Annotated in this window: 19 protein-coding genes; 9 read left to right on the top strand and 10 right to left on the bottom strand. The window is 49.2% G+C overall.

Annotated features, from left to right (window positions below):
• On the top strand, positions 1-1,815 hold the full coding sequence (locus AC2YIT_RS12735; RefSeq protein WP_430845136.1) for a DNA polymerase III subunit gamma/tau: 1,815 nt from the start codon (positions 1-3) through the stop codon (positions 1,813-1,815).
• Here AC2YIT_RS12735 and coaE read toward each other — a convergent pair.
• The 6 genes from coaE to nusB all read right to left on the bottom strand — a co-directional run bounded on the left by coaE (position 1,812) and on the right by nusB (position 5,561).
• Positions 1,812-2,423: a dephospho-CoA kinase gene (gene coaE, locus AC2YIT_RS12730; RefSeq protein WP_487279406.1), complete on the bottom strand. Its 612-nt coding sequence runs from the start codon at positions 2,421-2,423 to the stop codon at positions 1,812-1,814. The two genes, AC2YIT_RS12735 and coaE, sit on opposite strands and share 4 nt — an antisense overlap.
• 29 nt (positions 2,424-2,452) lie before the next feature.
• Positions 2,453-3,070, bottom strand: a complete 618-nt coding sequence (locus tag AC2YIT_RS12725) for a YbbR-like domain-containing protein (protein WP_487279405.1) — start codon at positions 3,068-3,070, stop codon at positions 2,453-2,455.
• A 132-nt stretch (positions 3,071-3,202) separates the two neighbouring features.
• Entirely contained in the window at positions 3,203-3,502 is a 300-nt protein-coding gene (yajC, locus tag AC2YIT_RS12720; RefSeq protein WP_090151062.1) for a preprotein translocase subunit YajC, read from the bottom strand.
• A gap of 25 nt (positions 3,503-3,527) precedes the next feature.
• The gene (locus AC2YIT_RS12715) at positions 3,528-3,986 is read right to left on the bottom strand and encodes a DUF1573 domain-containing protein (RefSeq protein ID WP_430845131.1); all 459 of its coding nucleotides are present in this window, start codon (positions 3,984-3,986) and stop codon (positions 3,528-3,530) included.
• Positions 3,987-3,989: 3 nt separating this feature from the next.
• Positions 3,990-4,295, bottom strand: coding sequence for a YtxH domain-containing protein (locus AC2YIT_RS12710; RefSeq protein WP_106596093.1), 306 nt, complete (start codon positions 4,293-4,295; stop codon positions 3,990-3,992).
• 99 nt (positions 4,296-4,394) lie between these two features.
• Complete coding sequence (nusB, locus tag AC2YIT_RS12705) at positions 4,395-5,561, bottom strand: transcription antitermination factor NusB (protein ID WP_487279404.1); 1,167 nt, start codon at positions 5,559-5,561, stop codon at positions 4,395-4,397.
• 234 nt (positions 5,562-5,795) lie between these two features.
• On the opposite strand from nusB, the gene AC2YIT_RS12700 reads away from it, so the two are divergent.
• The 3 genes from AC2YIT_RS12700 to AC2YIT_RS12690 all read left to right on the top strand — a co-directional run bounded on the left by AC2YIT_RS12700 (position 5,796) and on the right by AC2YIT_RS12690 (position 8,245).
• Positions 5,796-7,577: an ABC transporter ATP-binding protein gene (locus tag AC2YIT_RS12700; protein WP_430845127.1), complete on the top strand. Its 1,782-nt coding sequence runs from the start codon at positions 5,796-5,798 to the stop codon at positions 7,575-7,577.
• A 72-nt stretch (positions 7,578-7,649) separates the two neighbouring features.
• Positions 7,650-7,859 carry a hypothetical protein gene (locus AC2YIT_RS12695; protein WP_430845125.1) on the top strand — a complete coding sequence of 70 codons (210 nt, stop codon included), beginning with the start codon at positions 7,650-7,652 and terminating at the stop codon, positions 7,857-7,859.
• Positions 7,850-8,245: a type II toxin-antitoxin system VapC family toxin gene (locus AC2YIT_RS12690; RefSeq protein ID WP_430845123.1), complete on the top strand. Its 396-nt coding sequence runs from the start codon at positions 7,850-7,852 to the stop codon at positions 8,243-8,245. Before AC2YIT_RS12695 ends, AC2YIT_RS12690 begins: the two co-directional genes overlap by 10 nt.
• A gap of 22 nt (positions 8,246-8,267) precedes the next feature.
• Here AC2YIT_RS12690 and AC2YIT_RS12685 read toward each other — a convergent pair whose 3' ends face one another.
• Positions 8,268-9,035 (bottom strand): XRE family transcriptional regulator, encoded by a 768-nt coding sequence (locus AC2YIT_RS12685; protein WP_430845122.1) that lies wholly within the window; start codon positions 9,033-9,035, stop codon positions 8,268-8,270.
• 131 nt (positions 9,036-9,166) lie between these two features.
• Here AC2YIT_RS12685 and dinB point away from each other — a divergent pair, with 131 nt between their 5' ends.
• The 4 genes from dinB to AC2YIT_RS12665 all read left to right on the top strand — a co-directional run bounded on the left by dinB (position 9,167) and on the right by AC2YIT_RS12665 (position 17,109).
• Positions 9,167-10,396, top strand: a complete 1,230-nt coding sequence (gene dinB, locus AC2YIT_RS12680) for a DNA polymerase IV (protein WP_487279403.1) — start codon at positions 9,167-9,169, stop codon at positions 10,394-10,396.
• Positions 10,397-10,420: 24 nt separating this feature from the next.
• Entirely contained in the window at positions 10,421-13,390 is a 2,970-nt protein-coding gene (locus AC2YIT_RS12675) for a DNA polymerase III subunit alpha (RefSeq protein ID WP_487279402.1), read from the top strand.
• Positions 13,391-13,619: 229 nt separating this feature from the next.
• Positions 13,620-14,243 carry a GyrI-like domain-containing protein gene (locus tag AC2YIT_RS12670; protein WP_487279401.1) on the top strand — a complete coding sequence of 208 codons (624 nt, stop codon included), beginning with the start codon at positions 13,620-13,622 and terminating at the stop codon, positions 14,241-14,243.
• Between the two features lie 55 nt (positions 14,244-14,298).
• Positions 14,299-17,109, top strand: coding sequence for a M16 family metallopeptidase (locus tag AC2YIT_RS12665; RefSeq protein ID WP_487279400.1), 2,811 nt, complete (start codon positions 14,299-14,301; stop codon positions 17,107-17,109).
• Between the two features lie 53 nt (positions 17,110-17,162).
• On the opposite strand, the gene AC2YIT_RS12660 is transcribed toward AC2YIT_RS12665, so the two are convergent.
• The 3 genes from AC2YIT_RS12660 to AC2YIT_RS12650 all read right to left on the bottom strand — a co-directional run bounded on the left by AC2YIT_RS12660 (position 17,163) and on the right by AC2YIT_RS12650 (position 20,535).
• On the bottom strand, positions 17,163-17,396 hold the full coding sequence (locus AC2YIT_RS12660; protein WP_106596107.1) for a DUF3820 family protein: 234 nt from the start codon (positions 17,394-17,396) through the stop codon (positions 17,163-17,165).
• Between the two features lie 10 nt (positions 17,397-17,406).
• Entirely contained in the window at positions 17,407-18,876 is a 1,470-nt protein-coding gene (locus AC2YIT_RS12655; RefSeq protein ID WP_487279399.1) for a nicotinate phosphoribosyltransferase, read from the bottom strand.
• A 174-nt stretch (positions 18,877-19,050) separates the two neighbouring features.
• The gene (locus AC2YIT_RS12650; protein ID WP_430845111.1) at positions 19,051-20,535 is read right to left on the bottom strand and encodes a glycine--tRNA ligase; all 1,485 of its coding nucleotides are present in this window, start codon (positions 20,533-20,535) and stop codon (positions 19,051-19,053) included.
• Between the two features lie 273 nt (positions 20,536-20,808).
• Here AC2YIT_RS12650 and AC2YIT_RS12645 point away from each other — a divergent pair, with 273 nt between their 5' ends.
• Positions 20,809-23,205 carry an ABC transporter permease gene (locus AC2YIT_RS12645; RefSeq protein WP_487279398.1) on the top strand — a complete coding sequence of 799 codons (2,397 nt, stop codon included), beginning with the start codon at positions 20,809-20,811 and terminating at the stop codon, positions 23,203-23,205.
• Positions 23,206-23,214 lie beyond the last annotated feature (9 nt).

Raw genomic sequence — 23,214 nt, 5'->3', positions numbered from 1 at the left:
ATGGATCATTTTGTTGTTTCGGCCAGGAAGTATCGTCCCGTCACCTTTGATTCGGTGGTGGGTCAATCACACATCACTACCACATTAAAGAATGCCATTCGCACCAATCACCTTGCACAAGCTTTCCTTTTCTGCGGTCCGCGCGGTGTAGGAAAAACCACCTGTGCACGTATTTTGGCCAAAACCATCAACTGCCAGAACCTCGGCGACGATGTGGAGGCCTGCGGCGAATGCGAGTCTTGCGTGAGCTTCCAGAACAACGCTTCCTTTAATATCCACGAGCTCGATGCAGCTTCCAACAACTCGGTGGAAGATATCCGTAACCTGATCGATCAGGTGCGATACCCGCCTCAGACCGGGAAGTACAAGATCTACATTATCGATGAGGTCCACATGCTTTCGCAGGCTGCTTTCAATGCATTTCTGAAAACACTGGAAGAGCCACCTTCGTACGCCATTTTCATTCTTGCTACGACGGAGAAACATAAGATCCTGCCAACGATTCTTTCGCGTTGTCAGATCTTCGACTTCAACCGCATTCAATCGAAAGATATCACGCACCACCTTGCCGATATCGCGAAAAAGGAGGGTATCAATGCCGAACATGAAGCCCTGGAACTGATCGGCCAGAAAGCCGACGGCGGTTTGCGGGACGCGCTTTCGATGTTTGACCTTAATGTCACGTTTTCTACCAACAATCACCTCACTTATGCGGCGGTGCTGGAAAACCTGCACATCCTCGACTACGACTACTATTTCAAAATCACGGACGCGCTTACGGCGGGCAGTATTGCCCGTTCGCTGGTGCTGTTTGACGAGATTTTAAGGAAGGGATTCGATGGCCATCTGTTTGTGATAGGGCTTCTCGAACACTTCCGAAACCTGCTTGTGTGTAAGGACCCGGCGACAGTAACACTGTTGCAAGTTTCCGAATCGGCTGAGCGAAAATATCTTGAACAGTCCTTAATGGCCGATCTCAGTTTCCTGCTCTCGGCGCTGAGCATTACCGGGCAATGCGATATCAATTATAAATCGGCAAAAAACCAGCGGCTGCATGTGGAGATTTGTCTCATGAAACTCGCCAATTTGCCCCAGGTTCTTCAACTTCACTCTCTTGCAGCCGTTGATGAAACGGCAAAAAAAAAAGTTGAGCCTCAACAATCCCTGAATAATTCGGCGGCGACATCAGGAGCCGGAACTACGCCGCAGCCTGTTGCACCCACTAGTGGACAGCCGTCAAACGGAGCCAGCTATGCGCAGCCGGCAATGCCGAAAGTGCAATCTACACAAGCAGCGCCCCAGCAGACGCCTCCGCAGCAGCCCGCTACTTCGCGGCTCAAAAATACGATCTCACTAACTCCGTCACTGACACCGCCTGGACCGGCAGCCAAAGAGCCGACTGCCCCGTCGGCAATTGAATATGCCGCTGTTCCAAATGGTGCAAAAAGGGAAGAACTAACATTGGCGAACCTGCAACGTTTTTGGTACGAATTCTCTCAAAAGCGCCTTCAAGCCGGAAATTCAACCACGGAGCAAATCACATTGAACCGTGAAATTCAGCTCAATGGTTCTACAATCGAAATCGCGCTCGATAACGACCACCAACAGGATGCGGTCATGAATATGCGATATGAGTTGCTGGGCTTCCTAAAAGCGAGGCTCGATGCCCCGAAACTGGATATTAACCCTCGTGTTGCGCCACAGGAAGTAAACAGATTGCCTTACACACCTGCCGAGAAATTTAACTTCTTGGCCGAAAAAAACCCCTACTTGCTCGAATTGAAGCAAGCACTGGGACTGGATGTGGACTTCTAGCTTTGGGAGGATTTCCTTTTCAAGAAAAGTTCGTGCAAATGCAGTACTTGCGGGATCAACTCAGAAGCGTCGTCGTTATTCACAATATAATCGGCTATTTCGCGCCTCGATTCATCGGAAACCTGCCGTTCAATGATCGCCCTGATTTCCTGCTCAGGTCGTTTGTCCCTTTCCAATATCCGTTGAATGCGTAGCGCTACCGGCGCTTCCACCACGACCACAACATCCACTGCATTGGCCTGCCCGGCCCTGGCCATAATTGCAGCCTCCTTCACTACATACGGTGCGCCCGCATGTTGAACGACCCAATTTTGAGTGTCGCGAAGTACAACAGGGTGAATGATCGCATTCAGTTCTTTCAACAATGGCTCATTTTTGAAAACTTTGGAAGCGACAAACCGGGTATTATACATCCCATTGCTGTCGTAAGCCTCGTTTCCAAGCAATGCAATTACCTTCTTACGAATCTCGTGATCATGGTTGGTAAGCCATTTGGCGCGACTATCGGCATAATAAATGGGAATATCCAGACATTCGAACAGCCTGCAAACCATACTTTTACCAGAACCAATACCCCCGGTAATACCTATCAGAAGCGGACGATCCATGTGGTTGTTGGTCAAGTAAAAGAATAAGACTATTGCTGTGCTGGCGCAGTCAGAAATTGTGCGACTTCGAAACTCACATAAACGTCACGATGGCTCACTTCCACCAACGGGGAAACCGGCAGCGGGATAGGCAAGCTCTCGTCGTAATTATTCTGGATCTTAGGCGTAGGCACGCGAACCTTGATCGTATCCGGGAAAGTTTTGATGATTGAAACCGGCCCATCTACCGAAATAAGCGAAGGCGAGACGTTGATAAAGCTGGAAATCACATAGCCTTCACGTACATCAATACCCGCGCTATCAACCCGAATCGGGATAATCTTCCTGATTTTGGGCTCGAAATTAAGCTCAAAAGTATCGGCTACCACATAATTGACGTGCAGGTTCGGGAACATTTCCGTGATCTGGTCGGTAAGCGTCGTAGAGTTGATAAAACTGGATACCGTCGGGTTCTGAACGCGATAAACCACGGGATTCGCATTGAAATTCAGCCAGGATTTTTGAAGCAAAGTCCAGCCATCTCCCGTCACATTCACCGAAATCCGCTTGGGCAGCGGCTGCATCGGTACATAGGCTGCATTATCGTACTCGATCGACAGCGGATAATTCAGTTTAAGGGAGTAATTGTCCTTATTGAGGACATTCATTAACCAAAAAAAGGATGCTGCAAGCAAGCATCCTATAAACGTTTTGATCTTGTTCTGGTTGGGTGGGACTTGACTCACAACAATTTTGAAAATGCATGCATTAGTGCGAATGCATGCCGTTCATGATTAGTTTTACCCGGCAATGGTACGCGAAATCGCCGATTTCTCGACCGTCAGTTTCACTCCTTTATCCAATTCAAGCGTAACCGTCGCCTCTTCCACTGTGTAAACTCTGGCATGGATGCCGCCGATCGTTACCACCTGGTCTCCTTTTTTCAGGTTGTTAAGCAATTCCTTTTGTTCCTTTTGCTTTTTCTGCTGCGGGCGGATCATGAAAAAATAAAATACCCCGATGATACCAACCCACATTACGACCTGGTAAATCATGCCTTGGGAACCGCCGGCTGCTTGTGCTAAAATAGAATAATTCATTGTAGTAGTTGGGTTGTATAAAATATTACTTCTTCGTCGTTACCGAATCCGCTGTGGCCGGCTTAGGTGCCGCATTGACAATACCTTTCAGCCTCAACTCGGTATTAGCCGGTTCTGTATTGGCATAAACAGTGATCGTTTTCACTTGCGGACCTGCTTTATGCTTACTATCGAAACGGACCTTGATACTCGAAGTTTCCTTTGGTCCGATCGGATCCTTCGGCCACTCGGGTGTAGTGCACCCGCATGATGAGCTGATATTATTGAGAATCAGCGGATATTCGCCATCATTGCGGAACTTGAATTCGTGTTCTACAATGGCGCCTTCCTGGATAGTGCCGAAATCGTATTCCGCACTATCGATCAAAGCAAAAACAGGCAGTTTTGAATTTGCCTGTTTTCCTTCATCACTCTTTTCATTTTTGGAGCACCCGGAAATAGCCATCGCTAATCCCAGAAACGCGAAAAGGGCTATTTTTTTCATAGGTCATTCGCTGGCCTGGCCCTTGATCTGTGCCATCAGGCGGTCTACGTCTTCCAGAAGCTTTTCGGCTTTTTCGCGCGCATCATTCACAACGCGCTCGCCCTCCGTCCGGGAAAAATTGTCTGGCAAGTCTTTCTTATCCACCAGGTCCTGAATCACTTCTTGCAGTTTTTCACGGTATTTGGACAGCCTGTATGTCAGCTGGGTACGGAGCACCTCTCCTTTGTCAGGCGCATAAAGGATACCCAACGCTGCACCGGTGGCAGCGCCTGTCAGAAATGCGATTAAAGTATTACTGGTTTTACTCATGGTTTTTGCTGTTTTGTGCTGCAAACGGGTGTCAGCTCATGTATTTATAATGGCCTCCAAAAATTGTTCCATTATACCCGGTCACAATTTCGGCAGCTTTTACTTATTATCAATCAATCCGCGCCCGCTTTTTCTGATCACGCCTTCTTTGGCAAGTTTCACTGAAAGCACGTCCAGAACGCCATTCACAAACTTACCACTTTTTGGGGTACTGTACCTTTTGGCGATCTCAATAAACTCATTGATGGTCACTTTCACAGGGATACCCGGAAAATGGATGAGCTCCGCGAGGGCTGTTTTGAGGATAATGAGATCCACCAATGCAATTCTTTCCAGTTCCCAGTTTTTCAACTGGTCTTCCAGATAAATATCGTACTGGTCGCTTTCTTTCACCACGATCTTGCAAAGTTCTTCCACGAATGCCCGGTCCTCTTCCCAATCTTTGGTAAGCGGCGCAAGCTGGAATGTCTCGGCAAAATCGGCAGTACGCAAAGTTTTGATCGCAAGGCTGCGGATCAGTTCGCTGTGATCTGCCCAGTAAAGATCGCGCTGTTCGAGGTATTCGAGCGACACCTCGTGTTTAAGGATAATCTGACGCAGGACGTGCTGAATAATCTCCTGGTCTTCCTCCGGCGTGTGTGTCGCCGACTTGCAATATGTTTCGTAGGTTTCGTCCCTCCGCAACCCCTCCCGGTAAATCTTCCGGATCAGGTTCATTTCGTTGGTCCAGTTGATGCCGCTGCGGATAATCTCCTCTTCCAGCGCCTTATCTTCCTGCAAAACCTTGATCACCCGGTTGGTATCCAGCCCAGAATCCTTGGGAAATGGTGCCTCCGGATCGTCGTACCTGCGCTCGCGGTCGATTTTTGCCTGGTGTGAAAGTTCGATCAGCATCGACAGGATTCGGATAAAATCGGCGTAAATCGTCTCCGTTTCATTCAAAACCCTTCTAACGAGTTTTTCTCCATCCGTATTAGTCTGCCGGTTATATGCTTCATAGGCCGTCTGGGCAACCCTCAGCACGCGCTCGGGAAGTTCTTCGTCACCGTTGGGCTTGCCGTTCTTGATAAATTCGTCGAGCGTCATGTTCGCCAGTCTTTTCATACCCGAAAGCTTTTTCTTGTCCTGAAACTCCATCGAGTTAAGGTCAGGAGCAAATGCTTCTTCAATCTGATCGAGTGCCAGTAAACGGTTCGCATCGGCTGTAAGCTGCCGTGCATAAAGTGCCTGAACCGCTTTGGTTCTTAGTAATCTTCTATTCAGCATATGCCGGAATACTATTTGGATAAAAGGTACAGTAAATCAAAGAACGTGTCTGCATGTATCGCAGGGCCATTCTACCTGGTACCCTGCATGAATTGTTTTTAAAATCGACCGCAAAATTAGACTATTTTGTTCACAATCGGAAAATTGGGACGCGTCGTTTTAATTTTGCAACGTTTTGGTAAAATAGGATGTTGGCTAGAAAGCGTCCAGCACGGCTGATCAAAATCTGAACCGGTGAAAGCATTAAAATCTCTCAACAAATATTTGTGGAAATATAAGTGGTACCTCATCCTCGGTATCATTTTTACAATCGTATCCAATCTTTTCGGCATTATTCCGGCGCAGCTCGTCCGTTACGCGCTCGACCTGGTGATCGAAACGCTGGACATTTATTACCTCTACAATGGCGTATCGCTGCAAAGCGGTATGTATGACATTTTTGCGTTCAGTATCCTGCTCTACGGTTTCCTAATCCTGCTCATGGCGCTGCTCAAAGGAATATTCCTCTTTCTGGTCCGACAAACGATCATCGTCATGTCGCGCCATATCGAGTTCGAACTCAAAAACGATATTTACCAGCATTACCAAACGCTTCCGGCTGCGTTTTTCCGTCGCCACAGCACCGGCGACCTTATGGCCCGTATTTCGGAAGACGTGAGCAACGTCCGCATTTACGTCGGCCCGGCACTTATGTACGGCATTAACCTCATTGTGCTATTCTTCCTGGTGATCTCCTACATGATTTCTGTCAGCCCGAAGCTCACGCTTTACGTGTTATTACCATTACCGGTGCTTTCGGTAAGCGTATATGTGGTCAACAGCATGATCATGAAACGCTCACAGGAGATTCAGAAGCAGCTTTCGGCGCTCTCAACTTACGTACAGGAAGCATTTTCCGGAATACGCGTGATCAAATCTTTCGTTCAGGAGGGCCGGTCTTATGCCAATTTTCAAAAGGAGGCAGAAGTTTTTAAAACCAAATCACTGGGTCTTACGAAAGTCGATGCGTTCTTCTACCCTATGATTGTCCTTTTGATAGGACTAAGCAACATCCTGGTCATTTATGTAGGCGGTCAGGAAATTATCAATGGCCGCCTTACTCCGGGCAATATCACCGAGTTCATATTGTATGTCAATATGCTTACCTGGCCTGTGATGGCATTGGGATGGACTACAAGCCAGATCCAGCGCGCTGCATCGTCACAACTCCGGATTAATGAGTTTTTGAACGAAAAAACGACGTTGGTATCCGAGGAAAACATCACCAAACCGCTGGACGGCAAGATTACCTTCCGCCACGTCGGATTTGTCTATCCGGATTCTGGCATTAAAGCATTGCATGATTTTGATCTGACGGTCGAAGCCGGCGAAAGCGTGGCGATTCTCGGCACCACAGGCTCGGGTAAAAGCACCCTTGCCCACTTATTATGCCGCCTCTACGACCCAACCGAAGGACAGATCCTGATCGACGGCATTCCGATGAAAGATTACGATGTCCACGGCTACCGTCGGCAGATCGGCTACGTGCCGCAGGATGTGTTCCTTTTCTCGGATAGCATTGAGAATAATGTACGATTCGGCACCGAAGACATGCCATTTGAAAGAATCGAACAGGCCGTGAAAGACGCCGATCTTTACAATAATATCAAAGACTTTCCGCAAGGCTACGAAACTATGCTCGGTGAAAGAGGCATTACGCTATCGGGCGGTCAGAAACAGCGTCTTTCGATCGCACGCGCCATTGCCCGCGACCCGAAAATCCTCGTACTCGACGACTGCCTCTCGGCGGTAGATACCAACACCGAAAACATTATCCTTAACAATATGAAGCGGATCATGGACCAGCGGACCTCCCTGATCATTTCCCACCGCGTATCTTCTGCCAAGCTCGCCGACAAGATCGTAGTCCTCGACGAAGGCCGCATTGTAGAGCAAGGCACCCACACGGAGCTCATGGCGCTGAATGGTGCTTATAAGGAACTGTATGAGAAGCAATTGATTTCCGAAGAGGTGTAAAATACAACCTACGATTGAAATGCAATAGTGATTGATTAACTTTAAAAATCATAAAAGCTAATTCATCACACTATGCAACAAACCATAACAATCGACATTGTCGACGAAAAGGCACTGGATCTTCTAAAAAATCTCGAAAGTCTGAACCTGATCCGTCTGCACCAGGCAACAATACCAATAAAAGACACCAGCGCAATACGTCTCCTGAGAGGCAAGATGACCAAGCAATCCCCCGAAGAAATCGAACGTCAATTCAAGGAACTGCGGGGGTCGTGGAGTTAGCCTATCTTTGGGACACCAATATCGCTATCTATTATCTGCAACAGGAATTTGCGCCTGCTCCGGCCCAAGTGATGAATGATATTGCTGATACCACACGAATTTGCATTTCTGCAATCACCGAAATAGAACTGTACAGTTGGAAATCAGGAGCCCAAGTCGACTTCGATATAGTTCGCCTTTTTGTCGATCTTTCCCGTTCTTTCGGCCTTGAAGAGGAAATCAGGTTCAAAGCCGCAGACCTGAGAAGACAGCGTAGGATCAAGCTTCCAGACGCCGTAATTGCAGCAACAGCGATAGTTTATAACTTAACTTTAATCACCAACAACACAAAAGATTTTGCCGGGATTGAAAACCTTCGTATGCTTAATCCATTTAGCCAGAAATAGTCAGACACTATAATCAAAACCCTTATTTAGCCAGTTTCTTCACCTCCTGCCGCAACTCCCTCATTTCCTGGTACAGGCCTTGCAAACTTATTTCTGTCTTGTCCTCTTCCAGGTTGAAAGACAATTTACTGTTTACCTGCCATACTTCTCGGATCTCGTTGCGGTCCACGCGGATCGGCGCATAGTCAGGATTGAGCGATATCAGGTTCACAAAGGCGGAATCTTTTTCTTTCCGGACCTTTTTAACCAGGACACTGTCGATTGTGATAACGACATACATATCCTTATCATTTATCGCATCCCAGTCATCCACCGCGCGAGCCCAAATCCATTCACCTGACTGCAACGCCGGTGTCATACTATCGCCATCGACCTGAAACCCTCTGAACGTCGCATTACGGTATTCCGGCAGCGGTATTGTAAAGGCAGGCAAAGCTTCAAACCATTGCGCATCACCGATATTGTTGGGATAGCCGGCCGCCGCTTTCGCGCTAACGAGCACAATATTGTCGTTCCCCGCCTGATCGACCGTCACTACTTTCGGATTGACGAATACTCTGTCCGTATATAGGTACTTCTGCGGACTGTCTCCAAACAGCCAGAGTGGATTAATGTGGTACTTTTTGAGCAGCTCCTTCACTACCTGCCCGGGTATGCGCGTACGCCCCCGCTCGATGTCGGCAGTGGTGGCACTGATACCCAACTCCTCGGCAAATGCCGCCTGGGTCAGACTGAGCTCTTCTCTGATCTGCTTGAAACGCCTGAATTCTTCATCAATAGCCATAAGCATGGTAATGTTACCGATTGACAATGTCTTGACCCTTCAAACTTACAAATATTTTGGAATATTTCCTTTTAAGAAATGGATTTGATCCATATATTTGGAATAAATCCATAATTTTGTAAAAACTCCAAACGACAGTGAACCGTGCGATATTACATTTTGACCTGGATACCTTTTTCGTATCCGTAGAGCGCAAGCAGGATAGCCGGCTTAAAAACAAACCTCTACTTGTGGGCGGCACCGGCGATCGGGGCGTAGTGGCGGCTTGCAGCTATGAAACGAGGCAATTTGGCGTACATTCCGGCATGCCTATGAAAATGGCCCGCATGCTTTGTCCCGAAGCGACCGTCATCCGTGGAAACGGAGAAGCGTATTCCAAACAGTCGAAGGAAGTGAGCGAGATCATCAGCCAGAGCGTCCCCGTGTTTGAGAAGGCCAGTATCGACGAGTTTTATGCGGATCTGTCGGGCATGGACAAATACCACAGTTGCTATGGAATGGCCAGCGAGCTCCGGCAGCGCATTATCCGCGAAACCGGCCTGCCTATTTCGTTTGGGCTGGCTACCAATAAACTGGTATCAAAGGTTGCGACCGGGGAAGCCAAGCCGAACAATCAGCTTAAAGTGGATGCCGGCCAGGAAAAGCCGTTCTTGGCGCCGATGGAAGTACAGAAAATTCCGATGGTAGGTGAAAAAATGAACCAGACACTCCACAACCTCGGGATCCGGTATGTAAAAACAATCCAGGAAATGCCTATGGAGATCATGGGGCAGGTTTTAGGCAAAAATGGCATCTCGCTCTGGAACCGTGCCAACGGGCTCGATAACTCCCCTATCGTGCCATTCCACGAGCGCAAATCGATTTCCAGCGAGCGGACTTTCGGTAGGGATACCGGCGATGTGAAGAAAATGCGTGAAATGGTGCGCGCGATGGCAGAAACGCTGGCTTTTCAGCTGCGAACTGGCGAAAAGCTTACGTCCTGTGTTTCGGTCAAGATCCGTTATTCCGATTTCAACACATTTTCCAGGCAATTGAAAATCGCCTACACGTCCGCGGACCATGTGCTGATCCCGCATATCGAACGGCTTTTCGACCAGCTTTATAATCGCCGGATGATGGTAAGGTTGGTGGGGGTCAGTTTCAGCGACCTGGTGACGGGGAATTATCAGATTAACCTCTTCGACGACACCGAAGAGCGGCTGAACCTTTACCAGGCCATGGATTACATTAAAACCAAATACGCTTATAACAAAGACGGCGACCAGATACTGAGCTGGGCCAGCACAATGGGTATCTCGGACATCGGCGCGATGGGAAACCCGTTCAACGGCGAGCCGCCCTTTATTCCGGCGCATCGAAATGCCTAGCGACGTTCCGATTTTCAAATACTCATGTTACTCAACTGCCATTCTTATTTCAGCCTTCGCTTCGGGACGATTCCCGAGGATGAACTTCTTGCGCTTTGTCGTGAGAATGGATACGACTGCATTGCGCTGACGGACATTAATAACACCTCGGGTTGCCTGAATTTCATTCGCATGGCACCCAGGTTCGATATCAAACCCATCGTCGGAATCGACTTCCGCAATGGAGTGACGCAGCAATTTGTGGCATTGGCGAAGGATAATAACGGCTTTCAGGCCTTGAATGCTTATTTGTCGGCTCAGAAACTGGCGGGCACTCCATTTCCTGACAGCGCGCCGGAAATGGAACATGTGGCGTTTATTTACCCTTTTGAAAAACTGAACAAAGAACGCCGCGAGCAGTTCCGCCCCAACGAATACATCGGTATTTCGATGCAGGACCTGGATAAACTGCACTACTCGCCGCTGCATCGGTTCATGGACAGGCTGGTTATTCAACAGCCGCTGACTTTCCGAAACAAAAAGGACTTCAATGCGCATCGGTTGCTGCGGGCCATCGACGGCAACACACTGCTGAGCAAGCTCACGGTCGGTGAAACGGGCAAAGAGAATGAACAGATCGTGCAAGCGAAGGTCTTGGAATATCATTTCAAACAAAAGGACTTTCGGACTATCCTCGAAAACACGCGTAAGCTGATGGACGAATGCAATATCCATTTCAGTTTCGGGAGCGAACGTGAACACCAGAACCTGAAAGTTTTCAGCCAAAGTGAGGAGGAGGATTTCAAACGGCTGAGATCGATGAGCTATCAGGCACTTGGCTACCGCTATGGCGACAATATCACTGATGAAATTTTCGACCGCATCGCCAAGGAACTAGAAATGATCCGGCAGCAGAATTTCGTACCGTTTTTCCTGGTCAATCACGACATTGTGAATTATGCCCGCCGAAAGGGCTATTATTATGTCGGCCGGGGCAGTGGGGCGAACAGCATCATCGCCTATTTGCTCAATATTACCAATGTCGATCCTATTGAGCTGGATTTGTATTTCGAGCGGTTTATCAACCTTCACCGCAAAAATCCGCCCGATTTCGACATCGATTTCTCCTGGCGCGACCGTGAGGATGTGACGCGCTATATTTTTGATACATACGGCAAAAACGGCCAGGCGGCGCTCCTGGCAACTTACAGCACTTTTCAACACAGCTCGGCCGTGCGTGAGTTAGGGAAAGTATTCGGTTTACCCGCTTATGAAATCGATGCATTAAGCAATGGTAAATATGACCCGAAGAAACTCGATCAGCTTTCGGGGCTGGTCATCAGGTATGCCGACTACCTGCAAACCAACAACCAACCGAATCATTTGAGCATCCATGCCGGTGGTATCCTCATTTCGGAGCGCCCTATGCATTACTTCACGGCCACGGACGTCCCGCCTAAGGGCTTTCCTACCACACAATTCGACATGGTGATTGCCGAGGATGTGGGGCTAAATAAATATGATATTCTGGGCCAGCGCGGACTCGCGAAGATCAAGGAAACACTTGAAATCATCCGGTACAACCGTCCAGATGCCGCTGATTTTGACATCAACGACGTGCGGAAGTTCAAAATCGACCCGAAGATTAACGATCTGATCAGGGAGGCGCAATGCATCGGCTGTTTTTATGTGGAATCACCGGCAATGCGGATGCTGCTGAAAAAACTCGAAGTGGACAACTACCTCGGACTCGTGGCGGCCAGCTCCATTATCAGGCCCGGTGTCGCCAAAAGCGGCATGATGCGCGAGTACATTCTGCGTCACCGCCATCCCGAAAAGCGTAACGAAGCTCATCCGCGCCTTTTGGAACTGATGGAGGAGACTTACGGCATTATGGTATACCAGGAAGACGTAATCAAGGTTGCACATTATTTTGCCGGGCTCACGCTCGGCGAGGCCGATGTGATCCGCCGTGGCATGAGCGGGAAGTTTCGCGGACGTGAAGAATTTGAACGGGTTAAAAAGAAATATTTCAAGAACTGCCGGAGCAAGGGCTACGACGAGGACATGACCATGGAGATCTGGAACCAGATTGCCAGCTTCGCCGGATTTGCCTTCGCCAAAGGGCATTCCGCATCCTATGCCGTCGAAAGCTATCAGACATTGTTTCTGAAAGCTTATTTCCCGCTGGAATTTATGGTAGCTGTCCTCAATAATGGCGGCGGCTTTTACGCGCCCGAGTTGTACATACACGAGGCACGCATGCTCGGCGCACTCGTACATGCGCCATGCGTGAACCACAGCGAAGCCCAGGCGACCATCGAAGGGCATGAAATTTATCTCGGCATGCAATTCCTGAATGCATTGGAAGAAAAAACGATCGAAAGGATTCTCAGCGCCCGGAGGCAAGACGGCCCGTTCGCATCCCTCAACGATTTCCTCGACCGCGTTCCCATTTCGATAGAACAATTGACGATCCTGATCCGGATCGATGCATTCCGGTTTACAGGTATCGGGAAGAAAACACTGCTTTGGAAGGCGCATTTCCGGCTGAGCACCACGCCTGTCAAAGTGCCTCAAAAGCAATTGTTCCATACCGAAATCAAGGATTTTAACCTGCCGGAATTTCATTCCTCTATCCTGGATGATGCCTATGACCAGATTGAATTGCTCGGCTTTCCGCTTTGCAGCCCTTTCAACCTGCTGAAAAACCCGTTGCCCAAGAGTGTCATGTCGCGCGATCTGCACAAGTATGTAAACCAGGAAGTGGTGCAATACGGCTATCTGGTAGCCCTGAAAAACACGCGAACGAACCGGGGTGAGTCGATGCAGTTCGGAACTTTCCTCGATTACGAAGGGCAATTTATCGATACTGTCCATTTTCCCACGGCGGCTGCCAAAGTGAATGGATCAGTTAAAGGCGTTTACAAAATTCGCGGCGTTGTGACGGAAGAATTCGGCTTTCTCACCGTAGAAGTAGCGGAAATTACGCGAATGGAGTCGGCGGCGCGGTAGTCTCGGACTTTCCGAAGATAGCCTCGTCGTTGACACCGTTCCTCAGGGCGCATTGCCTCCGGGCGTCCGGCTCACGACTGCTATGTATTTCAAACTGCCGAATGCCCTCCCAAGCCGCCATTGTAATGATTTTTTTCCAGGATGGCTGCGATTTCCTACGACTGCTGCCATACTGTTGTCAACTGGCAAGCATTAATTGCAGCATTAATAACCTGAAAACAGCCCGGTCATGGAAAAAATTGATCTTACCAAAGAATTCAAAACTTACTATTCGGCGAAAAGCGAACCGGAAATCGTTCATCTCACGAAGGCTCAATACCTGTCCATTCAGGGAAAAGGGGACCCGTCGGATAAAGGTTTTGCGCAGAAAATCCAGACGCTTTATCCCGTGGCTTATGCGCTCAAATTTGCATTCAAAGCACGAGATAAGGATTTTGTAGTTGCCAAACTGGAAGGCCTCTGGTGGTACGATGAGAGCCGTTACCGGCACGCGACCATCCACAATGCACCCCAAACCATTCCCCGTAGCGAATGGGAATACAGATTGCTGATCCGCATTCCGGATTTCGTTACCCGAAAGGACGTCGAATCAGCTGTAAATGAATGTTATACAGCAAAAGGCATCGTGGACATTAAAGACGTAACCTTCTTTGAACTGGAAGAAGGAAAAGTGGTACAAATGCTGCATACCGGGCCGTTTGACAGCGAACCGGAGTCTTTGGCCAAGCTAATGGAATTTATGACAGCCCGTAATTTGGGGCGTAATGGTCTGCATCATGAGATTTATCTGTCTGATTTCCGCAAGACGCCACCCGACAAATTAAAAACCATTCTGCGCGAACCGGTTAAATAGATTATTTCAATATCTTTCGCCCCTCCTGAATTTCATCAAAATTAAAAGTAGAAAAATGAAAAAGGCGTTCATAGCATTATGCTTGGCCGGATGGGGTGTGGTTTCTGTCGCAACGGTGCACGCACAGGACCTGAACACTCAAAAAATCCCTCTCGATCCCAGTGTAAAGACCGGAAAACTTAAAAACGGAATCACCTACTACATTAAGAAGAACGCAGAGCCCAGGAACCGGGCAGAACTCCGCCTGGCGGTTAAAGCGGGATCGGTACTCGAAACCGACGCGCAACAGGGGCTGGCGCACTTCATGGAACACATGAATTTTAACGGTACCACGCACTTTCCTAAAAACGAGCTGGTCAATTTCCTCCAAAAAACGGGGGTGCGCTTTGGAGCCGACCTGAATGCCTATACCGGTTTTGATGAAACCGTCTATATGCTGCCCATCCCGACAGACTCCGCGGGATTGCTCGAAAAAGGGATTCAGGTGCTCGAAGACTGGGCCCACGGCGCATTGCTCGATCCCTCCGAAATAGAAAAAGAACGCGGCGTGGTGCTCGAAGAGTCGCGCATGGGACGTGGCGCGCAACAACGCATGCGCGATAAGTTCCTGAAAGTGATCCTGAACAACTCACGTTACGCCGAGCGATTACCAATCGGAAAGGACAGCATTTTGAAAAGCTTCAAGCCCGAGACCATCAAGGCGTTTTACCAGGATTGGTATCGCCCCGATCTTATGGCTGTGATTGCAGTCGGTGACTTTGATGTAGCCAAAGTGGAAGCTCTCATTTCCCAGAAATTCGGCTCCATGAAACCGCCGGTCAATCCCAAAAAACGCATTCGCTATGATATTCCACTCGATGGTTCTACTAAAGTAGCCATCGTAACTGACCCGGAATATCCTCAGAACCTCATTCAATTAATTTACAAACAGCCTAATACGAAAGAAAAATCGTTGCAGGATGTGCGGAACAACTTCGCGCAGGAGCTGTACAATGCGATGATGGGCCAGCGGATGCAGGAACTTACCCAAAAAGCCAATCCGCCGTTCCTCTACGGTGCGAGCCAGTATGGCGATTTCCTCGGAAATCTGGATTCCTACACTTCTATCGCGCTTGCTAAGGACGCGGCTTCGATGAAGACCGCATTGACGACGCTCCTGGAAGAAAACGCACGGGTACAGAAGTTCGGTTTTACGCAACCTGAACTCGATCGTGCAAAGAAAGACTTTTACAATGCCGTCGAAGAAGATTACAAGGAGCGGGACAAAACGAAATCCGCCAACCACGTGCAGGAATATCTCAACCACTTCCTTCACGACAAGGCGTTTATGGGCGCCGATGCCTATTTCGAATTTGTTAAAAAGCACCTGGATGGGGTGACGCTGGCCGAAATCAACGGACTGGCTAAAAAATACGTTACCGACAAAAACAGGGCGGTGGTGATCATGGGACCTGAAAAAAGCAAGGATGCTCTCCCCACAGAAGCGGAAATCCGCACATTGCTGAATGAAGCCGGCAAAGATGTGACGGCGTATGTAGACGACGTTGTAGATGCGCCATTATTGAAATCGGAACCTGTTGCCGGCAAAATCGCAGGTGAAAAGACGCTCGACAAACTAGGCGTTACCGAGCTTACGCTTTCGAATGGCGTGAAGGTGCTATTGAAGCCTACCGACTTCAAAAATGACGAAATCCTGATCAAAGCGACTGCCAAGGGCGGATATTCGCTCTTCCCGGGTGAGCGCGAGACAGGCATTTTCACGAGCTACCTCGTCCAATCCGGCGGCGTGGGGCCTTATAACCAGACGCAGCTGCAAAAGTTCCTCGCGGGCAAAACCGCCAGCGCAGGCCCCTACCTGAGCGAACTTACCGAAGGCATCGGCGGTAATACAAATCCGAAAGACCTCGAAACGACATTTCAGCTGATATATGCCTATTTCACAGAGCCCCGCAAGGATGCGGATGTCGTGACGGGTATATTGGCTAACCAGAAGGCCTACCTGGAAAATATGCAAAAGACTTTAACTCCTGAAAAAGTCTATTCCGATTCGTTAAATGCGGTATTGACAAGCCACAATCCCAAAAGGCAGCCGCTGAAACCGGAGAGCATCGACAAAGTGAATCTCGACCGGGCATTTGAAATCTACAAAAACCGCTTCGCCGACGCATCCGACTTTGTGTTTACGATTGTGGGGGCATTCAAGCCGGAGACGATCAAGCCATTGATCGAGAAATACCTGGGTAGCCTGCCGTCGAGCGATCGGGACGATACGTTCAACCACCCCGATATTTTTCCACCGAAAGGACGCATCGAGAAGGTGATTTATAAAGGTTTGGAACCCAAAAGCAGGGTAACACTCGTTTCGAGCGGGGAATATGACTATAATCCCGAAAACAATGTACAGATTGAGGCATTGCAGGAGATTTTGCAGATTAAACTGATCGAATCACTTCGGGAAGAAGAAAGCGGCGTCTACGGTGTAAGTGTTTCGGAAGGTACCGATAAATTCCCCACCGGCCATTACCGCTTCTCCATTGGCTTCGGCTGCGCGCCCGAGAATGTGGATAAACTGGTAAAAAGGGCGCAGGAAGAAATCGACAAGATCAAAACAAACGGTGCAGATCAGAAGGATATCGAGAAATTCGTCGCAGAAACCCAGCGCAAAACAGAGACGGCACTGAAGACGAACGGCTTCTGGCTCGATTACCTCGACGATAATACATTCCTCGGCGACGATCTGAATGAAATTTTCGAGCAAGACCGGTTGCTGAAATCAGTAACCGTGGCCAGTACCAAAGCTGCCGCGCGGAAGTATTTCAATGATGACAATTTCATCAAAGTGGTGCTCATGCCGGAGAAGAAGTAACTGATTAATGTAAACAAATGGCCCGGTTCCGCATTTGGAACCGGGCCATTTGTTTATGCGACTTTTCGCAACCCCTGGATCAGAGACTCTAATCCGTTCATCTTGATTTCCAGCATTGTTCCCAGCAACATGCCCAGCTTGCCGGATGGAAAACCCTCCCGGTAGAACCATTCGAGGTAGGATACCGGGAGATCGGCGATCACCTGATCCTTGTATTTACCAAAAGGCATTTTGTAGCTAATCAGATCTTTGAGGATCTCGCTGTTCGGATGTGTTAACTCTTGCATACTCGTGTTTTCACGCCTGATTACCTGCGCGAAGTTTAAAAATCAGGTTCGTTTTTAAATCAAATAATTCCTTTTCAAGCCCTACCGGGTATGTGTGCGGGTTTACAAAGCGTTTAATTCCCTTATAAAAATGTGCCAGCTGCTGCTGCAAACGCTTCCGGGTATCGTGTACAGACGGCAATTTGTAGATCAGCTGACCCTTTGCGAAAACGGGGACGAGCAAATCCTCGTAATGCACTGACTCGTCGAATGACCTATTTTTTGTAAAATCATACGGGTCCACCATTGTAGCCTTGCCGATCAGCGGAGTTTCGATATCGAATATCATATCCGAAACAAAGCCGCTCGCATCCTTGAACCGCCTTACCTGCTGAATTCCCGGCGTCGATACTTTGATCGCCTGCTCTGATAATTTCAGTTTGTAGTCCCATTCGCCCGAGTCGGTCCGGATCGCCGCGAGCTTGAAAACACCACCCAATGCAGGTTGATCAAATGCCGTGACGAGTTTTGTACCGATCCCCCATACATTGATTTTCGCTCCCTGGATTTTCAGGCTGTCCATAATATATTCGTCAAGGTCGTTACTCGCCACAATGCTGGTTTTTTCAAAGCCCGCTTCGTCCAGAATTTTCCTCGCTTCGATACTCAGATACGCAAGGTCGCCCGAATCAAGACGGATGCCAGCGAGATCGTGCCCTTGGGTGCGCAACTGCTTCCCCACTTCTACCGCATGCCGGACACCATTTAATGAATCGTAAGTATCCACGAGCAAAGTCACATTGTTGGCCATGTACTTCGCATAAGTTTCGAATGCTTCCAGTTCACTGTCGAACGACATCACCCAGCTGTGCGCGTGGGTGCCTTTCACGGGAATATCGTACAATTTCCCCGCAAGCACGTTGGAAGTAGCATCGAACCCGCCAATATATGCGGCACGACTTGCTGTTACACCTCCATCGGGTCCCTGTGCACGGCGCAGGCCGAATTCAAGCAATACATCGTCCTTAGCGACCAGTCGCATCCGGGCTGCTTTGGTAGCCACCAGCGACTGAAAGTTAATCAGGTTCAACAAGGGCGTTTCAAGGAGCTGGCATTGCAGAATCGGCCCCTGAATGCGCAGCAACGGCTCATTCGGAAACACTACCGTGCCTTCCGGAATGGCGTCGATGCTACATTGCAGCTCCATTTTGCGGAGGTAATCGATGAACCCGTCATCGAAAAGCCTGTTCCCGTCCCCGCCGGTGAGCGATGCGATATACGCCAGGTCCTGTTCATTGAAACGGTATTCCTGCAAGTACTCAACCACGCTGCTAAGCCCGCACGCGACGGTAAATCCGCCCTGAAATGGATGTTTTCTGAAATAGAGATTAAAAACAGCCTCTTGCTCGGCTTTGCCCGACTTCCAGTAGCCGTAAGCCATGGTGAGCTGGTACAGGTCTGTCAGAAGGCTCATCGAAGTATCGTAAAGCTGGTTGATCATTTCACTAGGGATTGGTGTCTTAAAACCGCCTAGTTACTAAATAATCGGCATTATAACTACCAAAACTGATTTACCTGCCCGGCTATCGACCAAAAGGTAAATGGGGTAACTGTTAAAATAAAAAAGCGGAGCTGCCATGGTAGCAACCCCGCTCAATAATCCTATTCAAACTGATCAGATTGCTTCGAGAATACGCTCGATCGCTACCTGATAACCGATTTTTTCCTTCAATTCGCTGATATGCACACGTTCCTGCTCCATCGAATCGCGGTGACGGATGGTAACGGTTTCGTCCTCCATCGTCTGGTAATCCACCACGATACAGAACGGCGTACCGATCAGGTCCTGGCGAGTATAACGCTTGCCGATCGCCGCATTGTCGTCGTAAACTGTACGGAATGACGATTTCAATGAGTTAGCCAGCACCTGCGCTTTTTCTGCCAAACCATCTTTCTTCACCAATGGCAACACCGCCGCTTTGAATGGCGCCAATGCCGGGTGCAGTTTCAGAAAGGTACGTTCCTTAGCGCTGTCGCCCTCGCCTACCGATTCGACGGTATAGGCATTACAGAACGTCGCAAGGAAAAGACGGTCGGCGCCAACGGAAGTTTCCACAACGTAAGGAATGTAGTTACCGTACGGCTTGCCGTTTTCATCCAGATCTGCGTCGAAGTATTGTTGTTTTTTCTTCGAAAGTTCCTGGTGGTTGCGCAAATCGAAATCCGAACGCGAGTGGATACCTTCGATTTCGCGGAAACCGAATGGGAATTCGAATTCGATATCAACAGCCGCTTTCGCGTAATGCGCCAGCTTTTCGTGGTCGTGGTATTTCAATTTTTCAGCAGGCAGTCCGATCGCCTTGTGAAACTTCAACCGCGCTTCTTTCCATTTGTTATACCATTCTTCTTCCGTGCCGGGACGCACGAAGAATTGCATTTCCATTTGTTCGAACTCGCGCATACGGAAGATGAACTGGCGCGCCACGATTTCGTTACGGAATGCCTTACCGATCTGTGCGATCCCGAAAGGGACCTTCATACGGCCGCTTTTCTGCACATTCAGGAAGTTTACGAAAATTCCCTGCGCCGTTTCCGGGCGGAGGTAAATCATATTCGCATCCTCAGCCACCGATCCCACCTGCGTGCTGAACATCAGGTTGAACTGCCGAACTTCCGTCCAGTTGCTGGTCCCCGATACCTGGCATTTGATGCCCTCCGCGATGATCAGGTCGCGAACGCCATTGAGGTCTTCGGCACTGAGCAGACGGCCCATTTCAGCCAGCAATGCTTTGGCTTTTTCGGGCTCGCCGTCTTTTTCATATTGTTCAGCTTTACCTTCCAGCAGCTGGTCGGCGCGGTAACGCTTTTTTGAATCCTTATTGTCGATCATCGGGTCGTTGAACCCATCGACGTGCCCGGATGCTTTCCAGGTAAGCGGGTGCATGAAAATCGCGGCGTCGATACCCACGATATTGTCGTGAAGCTGCGTCATAGCCTTCCACCAGGCCGCTTTCAGGTTGTTTTTTAGTTCAACACCGTTCTGACCATAATCGTAAACGGCTTGTAATCCATCATATATTTCGGAAGACGGGAATACAAAACCGTATTCCTTCGCGTGCCCAACAATGTCTTGCAGAGAGGTAGCAGGTGCCTGGCTCATTCTATTCGTTTAAAATCAATAAGAAAAAAGACTAGTAAATCCATCAAAATCATGAATTTGGCAAAATTAGGGATTTTGGCGGCATTGCGCATTCTTCGCCTGACGGAAATCCCGCGTTAATTTTTCGCAATTGCGCGTACGCCGCTGAACAGGATTGTCCGTTAGCGAACATCCAGCGCGCCACATTTCACCATAAATCACTAATAATCAAACAAAAACATCATTGGCATATAATTTATTTGTTTAGAATCGCTGACTAACAAACCTTGACTTATGCTATTCAACTACCTCAAAATATCGATCAGGAACTTCCGTAAGCAGCGGTTGTTCAGCGGGCTGAATATCCTGGGACTCGGGATCGGCATCGCGGCCGTGTGGCTGATGGTGCTTTATGTGGCCGATGAACTGAGCTACGACCGCTTCCACGCCAAGGCCGACCGCATTTTTCGTGTGACTCAAGAGGCCGGGTGGGAAACCGGGAGTTTCAAGCTCGCTCCTACTTCGGCACCATTCGCGCCGGCATTGCAAAATGAATATCCTGAAATCGAGAAAACCGTTCGGATCAGCGCCGAGGGCGGCGGTAAAATCCGGTTCGGAGAGAAGCAGGTAGATGCACCTGATATCTTTTTTGCCGATGGATCGGTTTTCGACATATTCTCTTACTCATTCCTGTATGGTAACCCGGCAACTGCCCTGCGCGAGCCCCAGAAAATCGTCCTGACAAAAACCCTTGCAACACGCATATTCGGCGATGCTTCGAAAGCGATGGGGCAAACTGTGTTTTTCTCCAATAATTATCCCAACGTCATTACCGGCGTCATGGAGGACGTCCCTGCAAACTCCCACTTGAATTTCAGCGCATTGCGGTCGCTTCCCGCAGACTATACCGGCGGATGGCAGGACGGGGACATTTATACTTACCTACTTTTAAAAGACGGTACCGATGCGAAGAAGTTGGAAGCCAAGTTCCCCGCTTTTTATGCCAAATACCTGCAAAAACAAATGGGTAATGCCGATTACCACCTAAACTTACAACCGCTGACCTCCATTCACCTGCATTCGCACCTGGATTACGAGATCGGTACCAATGGAAATATTAAAACAGTTTACATCTTCTCGGCTATCGCATTCCTGATCCTCGTGATCGCTTGCATTAACTATATGAACCTCTATACGGCCCGCTCGCTCAAACGCGTGCGCGAGGTGGGCGTGCGAAAGGCCATCGGGTCACAGCGTTTCCAGCTCATCGGTCAGTTTCTGACGGAGTCGTTCATGATGACCATCCTCGCCGGTTTTGTAGGTTTTTTATTAGCAAAAGCCGCATTACCGTTTTTCAACCAGTTGGCCGAAAAGTCACTAAGTCTTGATTTTCAAAACAATGATATGCTGACAATCGGTATCGCGGGTGCTTTTCTGCTGCTGATCGGCCTTCTTAGCGGGCTATACCCTGCGCTCATGCTCTCGGGCTACCGACCCGTTATTGCATTGAAAGGCCAGCTCGGCAGCCATGCGGGAGGTGCGGGTTTCCGGCAATGGCTGGTGGTGTTCCAATTTGCAGCCACCGTGGTGATGATCGCCTGCTCAGGCATTGTGTACCGTCAGATTCGCTATGTTAATCATAAGGATCTGGGTTTTAACAAAGAACAGGTCCTGACCTTTCATATCGATAAAAACGAGGTCCGGACGCAGGTGGGCGCATTGAAAGAAAAACTGGAACAGAATCCGGTCATCGAAGGCGCTGCCGCAGCCAGTAACCCCATCGGCAACAACACCATCGGATCGGCTGCTTTTTTTATTGAAACCAACCATGGGGAAATACCTTCCAGTACCCAAATGACGCAGCGTTTCATGGCCGACGCCGATTACCTGCGTACGATGGAGATCAAATTGCTCCAAGGCCGCGATTTCATCAAAAACTCCCCTACCGACCTGGCGGGTTCAGTTCTCGTGAATGAGGCATTGGCCAAGAAGCAGGGTTGGTCTAATGCTGTCGGAAAGAAATTACGCTACCCTGCGGACAAGGACGGCAGCATGAAGGAATTGGCCGTCGTGGGCGTTACCAACGACTTCCATATCTATTCGCTGCAACACAAAATTGAACCGCTGGTGATTCAGTTCGCCCCGCCCCAGGAGCAGGATAACATGTATGTACGCATTAATGCCGCCAAAACGCCCGAAGCACTTGTACACATCCGCGAAGTTTACAAGACTTTCGACGCCAATGCCCGCCCGGAGTTCCATTTCCTCGACGAGAATTTCGCCAGGCAATACCAGGCAGAACAACGCCAGGGAAATGTATTGCTGGCATTCGCGATACTGGCCATTGTCATCGCCTGTCTGGGTTTGTTCGGGCTCGCCGCATTTGCTGCCGAAGCCCGTACGAAGGAGATCGGCGTCCGTAAGGTGCTCGGTGCGAGTGTCCAGGACGTGGTACTGATGCTTTCGAAGGATTTTGTCAAACTTGTGCTCGTAGCCATTGCCATCGGTACGCCGATAGCCGTTTACGCGATGAGCGAATGGCTGCAAAACTTTGAATACCGGGAAACATTATCCTGGTGGATATTCGCCGTGGCGGGCGTCATCGCGATCGTCATCGCACTGGCAACCGTGAGTTCGCAGGCATTGAAATCGGCGTTGACAAACCCTGTTAAAGCTTTAAGAGCGGAATGAAGGGGAAGG

This window comes from Dyadobacter sp. SRI_021, from assembly GCF_057586235.1.
Note: the sequence above shows the minus strand (reverse complement) of the source record. Positions and strands in the feature narration are given on the sequence as shown.

Excerpts from the sequence above, each read along its gene's own strand:
- AC2YIT_RS12735 (WP_430845136.1), top strand. The coding sequence starts at position 1 with ATGGATCATTTTGTTGTTTCGGCCAGGAAGTATCGTCCCGTCACCTTT.
- coaE (WP_487279406.1), bottom strand. The coding sequence starts at position 2,423 with ATGGATCGTCCGCTTCTGATAGGTATTACCGGGGGTATTGGTTCTGGT.
- AC2YIT_RS12725 (WP_487279405.1), bottom strand. The coding sequence starts at position 3,070 with ATGAATGTCCTCAATAAGGACAATTACTCCCTTAAACTGAATTATCCG.
- yajC (WP_090151062.1), bottom strand. The coding sequence starts at position 3,502 with ATGAATTATTCTATTTTAGCACAAGCAGCCGGCGGTTCCCAAGGCATG.
- AC2YIT_RS12715 (WP_430845131.1), bottom strand. The coding sequence starts at position 3,986 with ATGAAAAAAATAGCCCTTTTCGCGTTTCTGGGATTAGCGATGGCTATT.
- AC2YIT_RS12710 (WP_106596093.1), bottom strand. The coding sequence starts at position 4,295 with ATGAGTAAAACCAGTAATACTTTAATCGCATTTCTGACAGGCGCTGCC.
- nusB (WP_487279404.1), bottom strand. The coding sequence starts at position 5,561 with ATGCTGAATAGAAGATTACTAAGAACCAAAGCGGTTCAGGCACTTTAT.
- AC2YIT_RS12695 (WP_430845125.1), top strand. The coding sequence starts at position 7,650 with ATGCAACAAACCATAACAATCGACATTGTCGACGAAAAGGCACTGGAT.
- AC2YIT_RS12685 (WP_430845122.1), bottom strand. The coding sequence starts at position 9,035 with ATGCTTATGGCTATTGATGAAGAATTCAGGCGTTTCAAGCAGATCAGA.
- AC2YIT_RS12675 (WP_487279402.1), top strand. The coding sequence starts at position 10,421 with ATGTTACTCAACTGCCATTCTTATTTCAGCCTTCGCTTCGGGACGATT.
- AC2YIT_RS12670 (WP_487279401.1), top strand. The coding sequence starts at position 13,620 with ATGGAAAAAATTGATCTTACCAAAGAATTCAAAACTTACTATTCGGCG.
- AC2YIT_RS12665 (WP_487279400.1), top strand. The coding sequence starts at position 14,299 with ATGAAAAAGGCGTTCATAGCATTATGCTTGGCCGGATGGGGTGTGGTT.
- AC2YIT_RS12660 (WP_106596107.1), bottom strand. The coding sequence starts at position 17,396 with ATGCAAGAGTTAACACATCCGAACAGCGAGATCCTCAAAGATCTGATT.
- AC2YIT_RS12655 (WP_487279399.1), bottom strand. The coding sequence starts at position 18,876 with ATGATCAACCAGCTTTACGATACTTCGATGAGCCTTCTGACAGACCTG.
- AC2YIT_RS12650 (WP_430845111.1), bottom strand. The coding sequence starts at position 20,535 with ATGAGCCAGGCACCTGCTACCTCTCTGCAAGACATTGTTGGGCACGCG.
- AC2YIT_RS12645 (WP_487279398.1), top strand. The coding sequence starts at position 20,809 with ATGCTATTCAACTACCTCAAAATATCGATCAGGAACTTCCGTAAGCAG.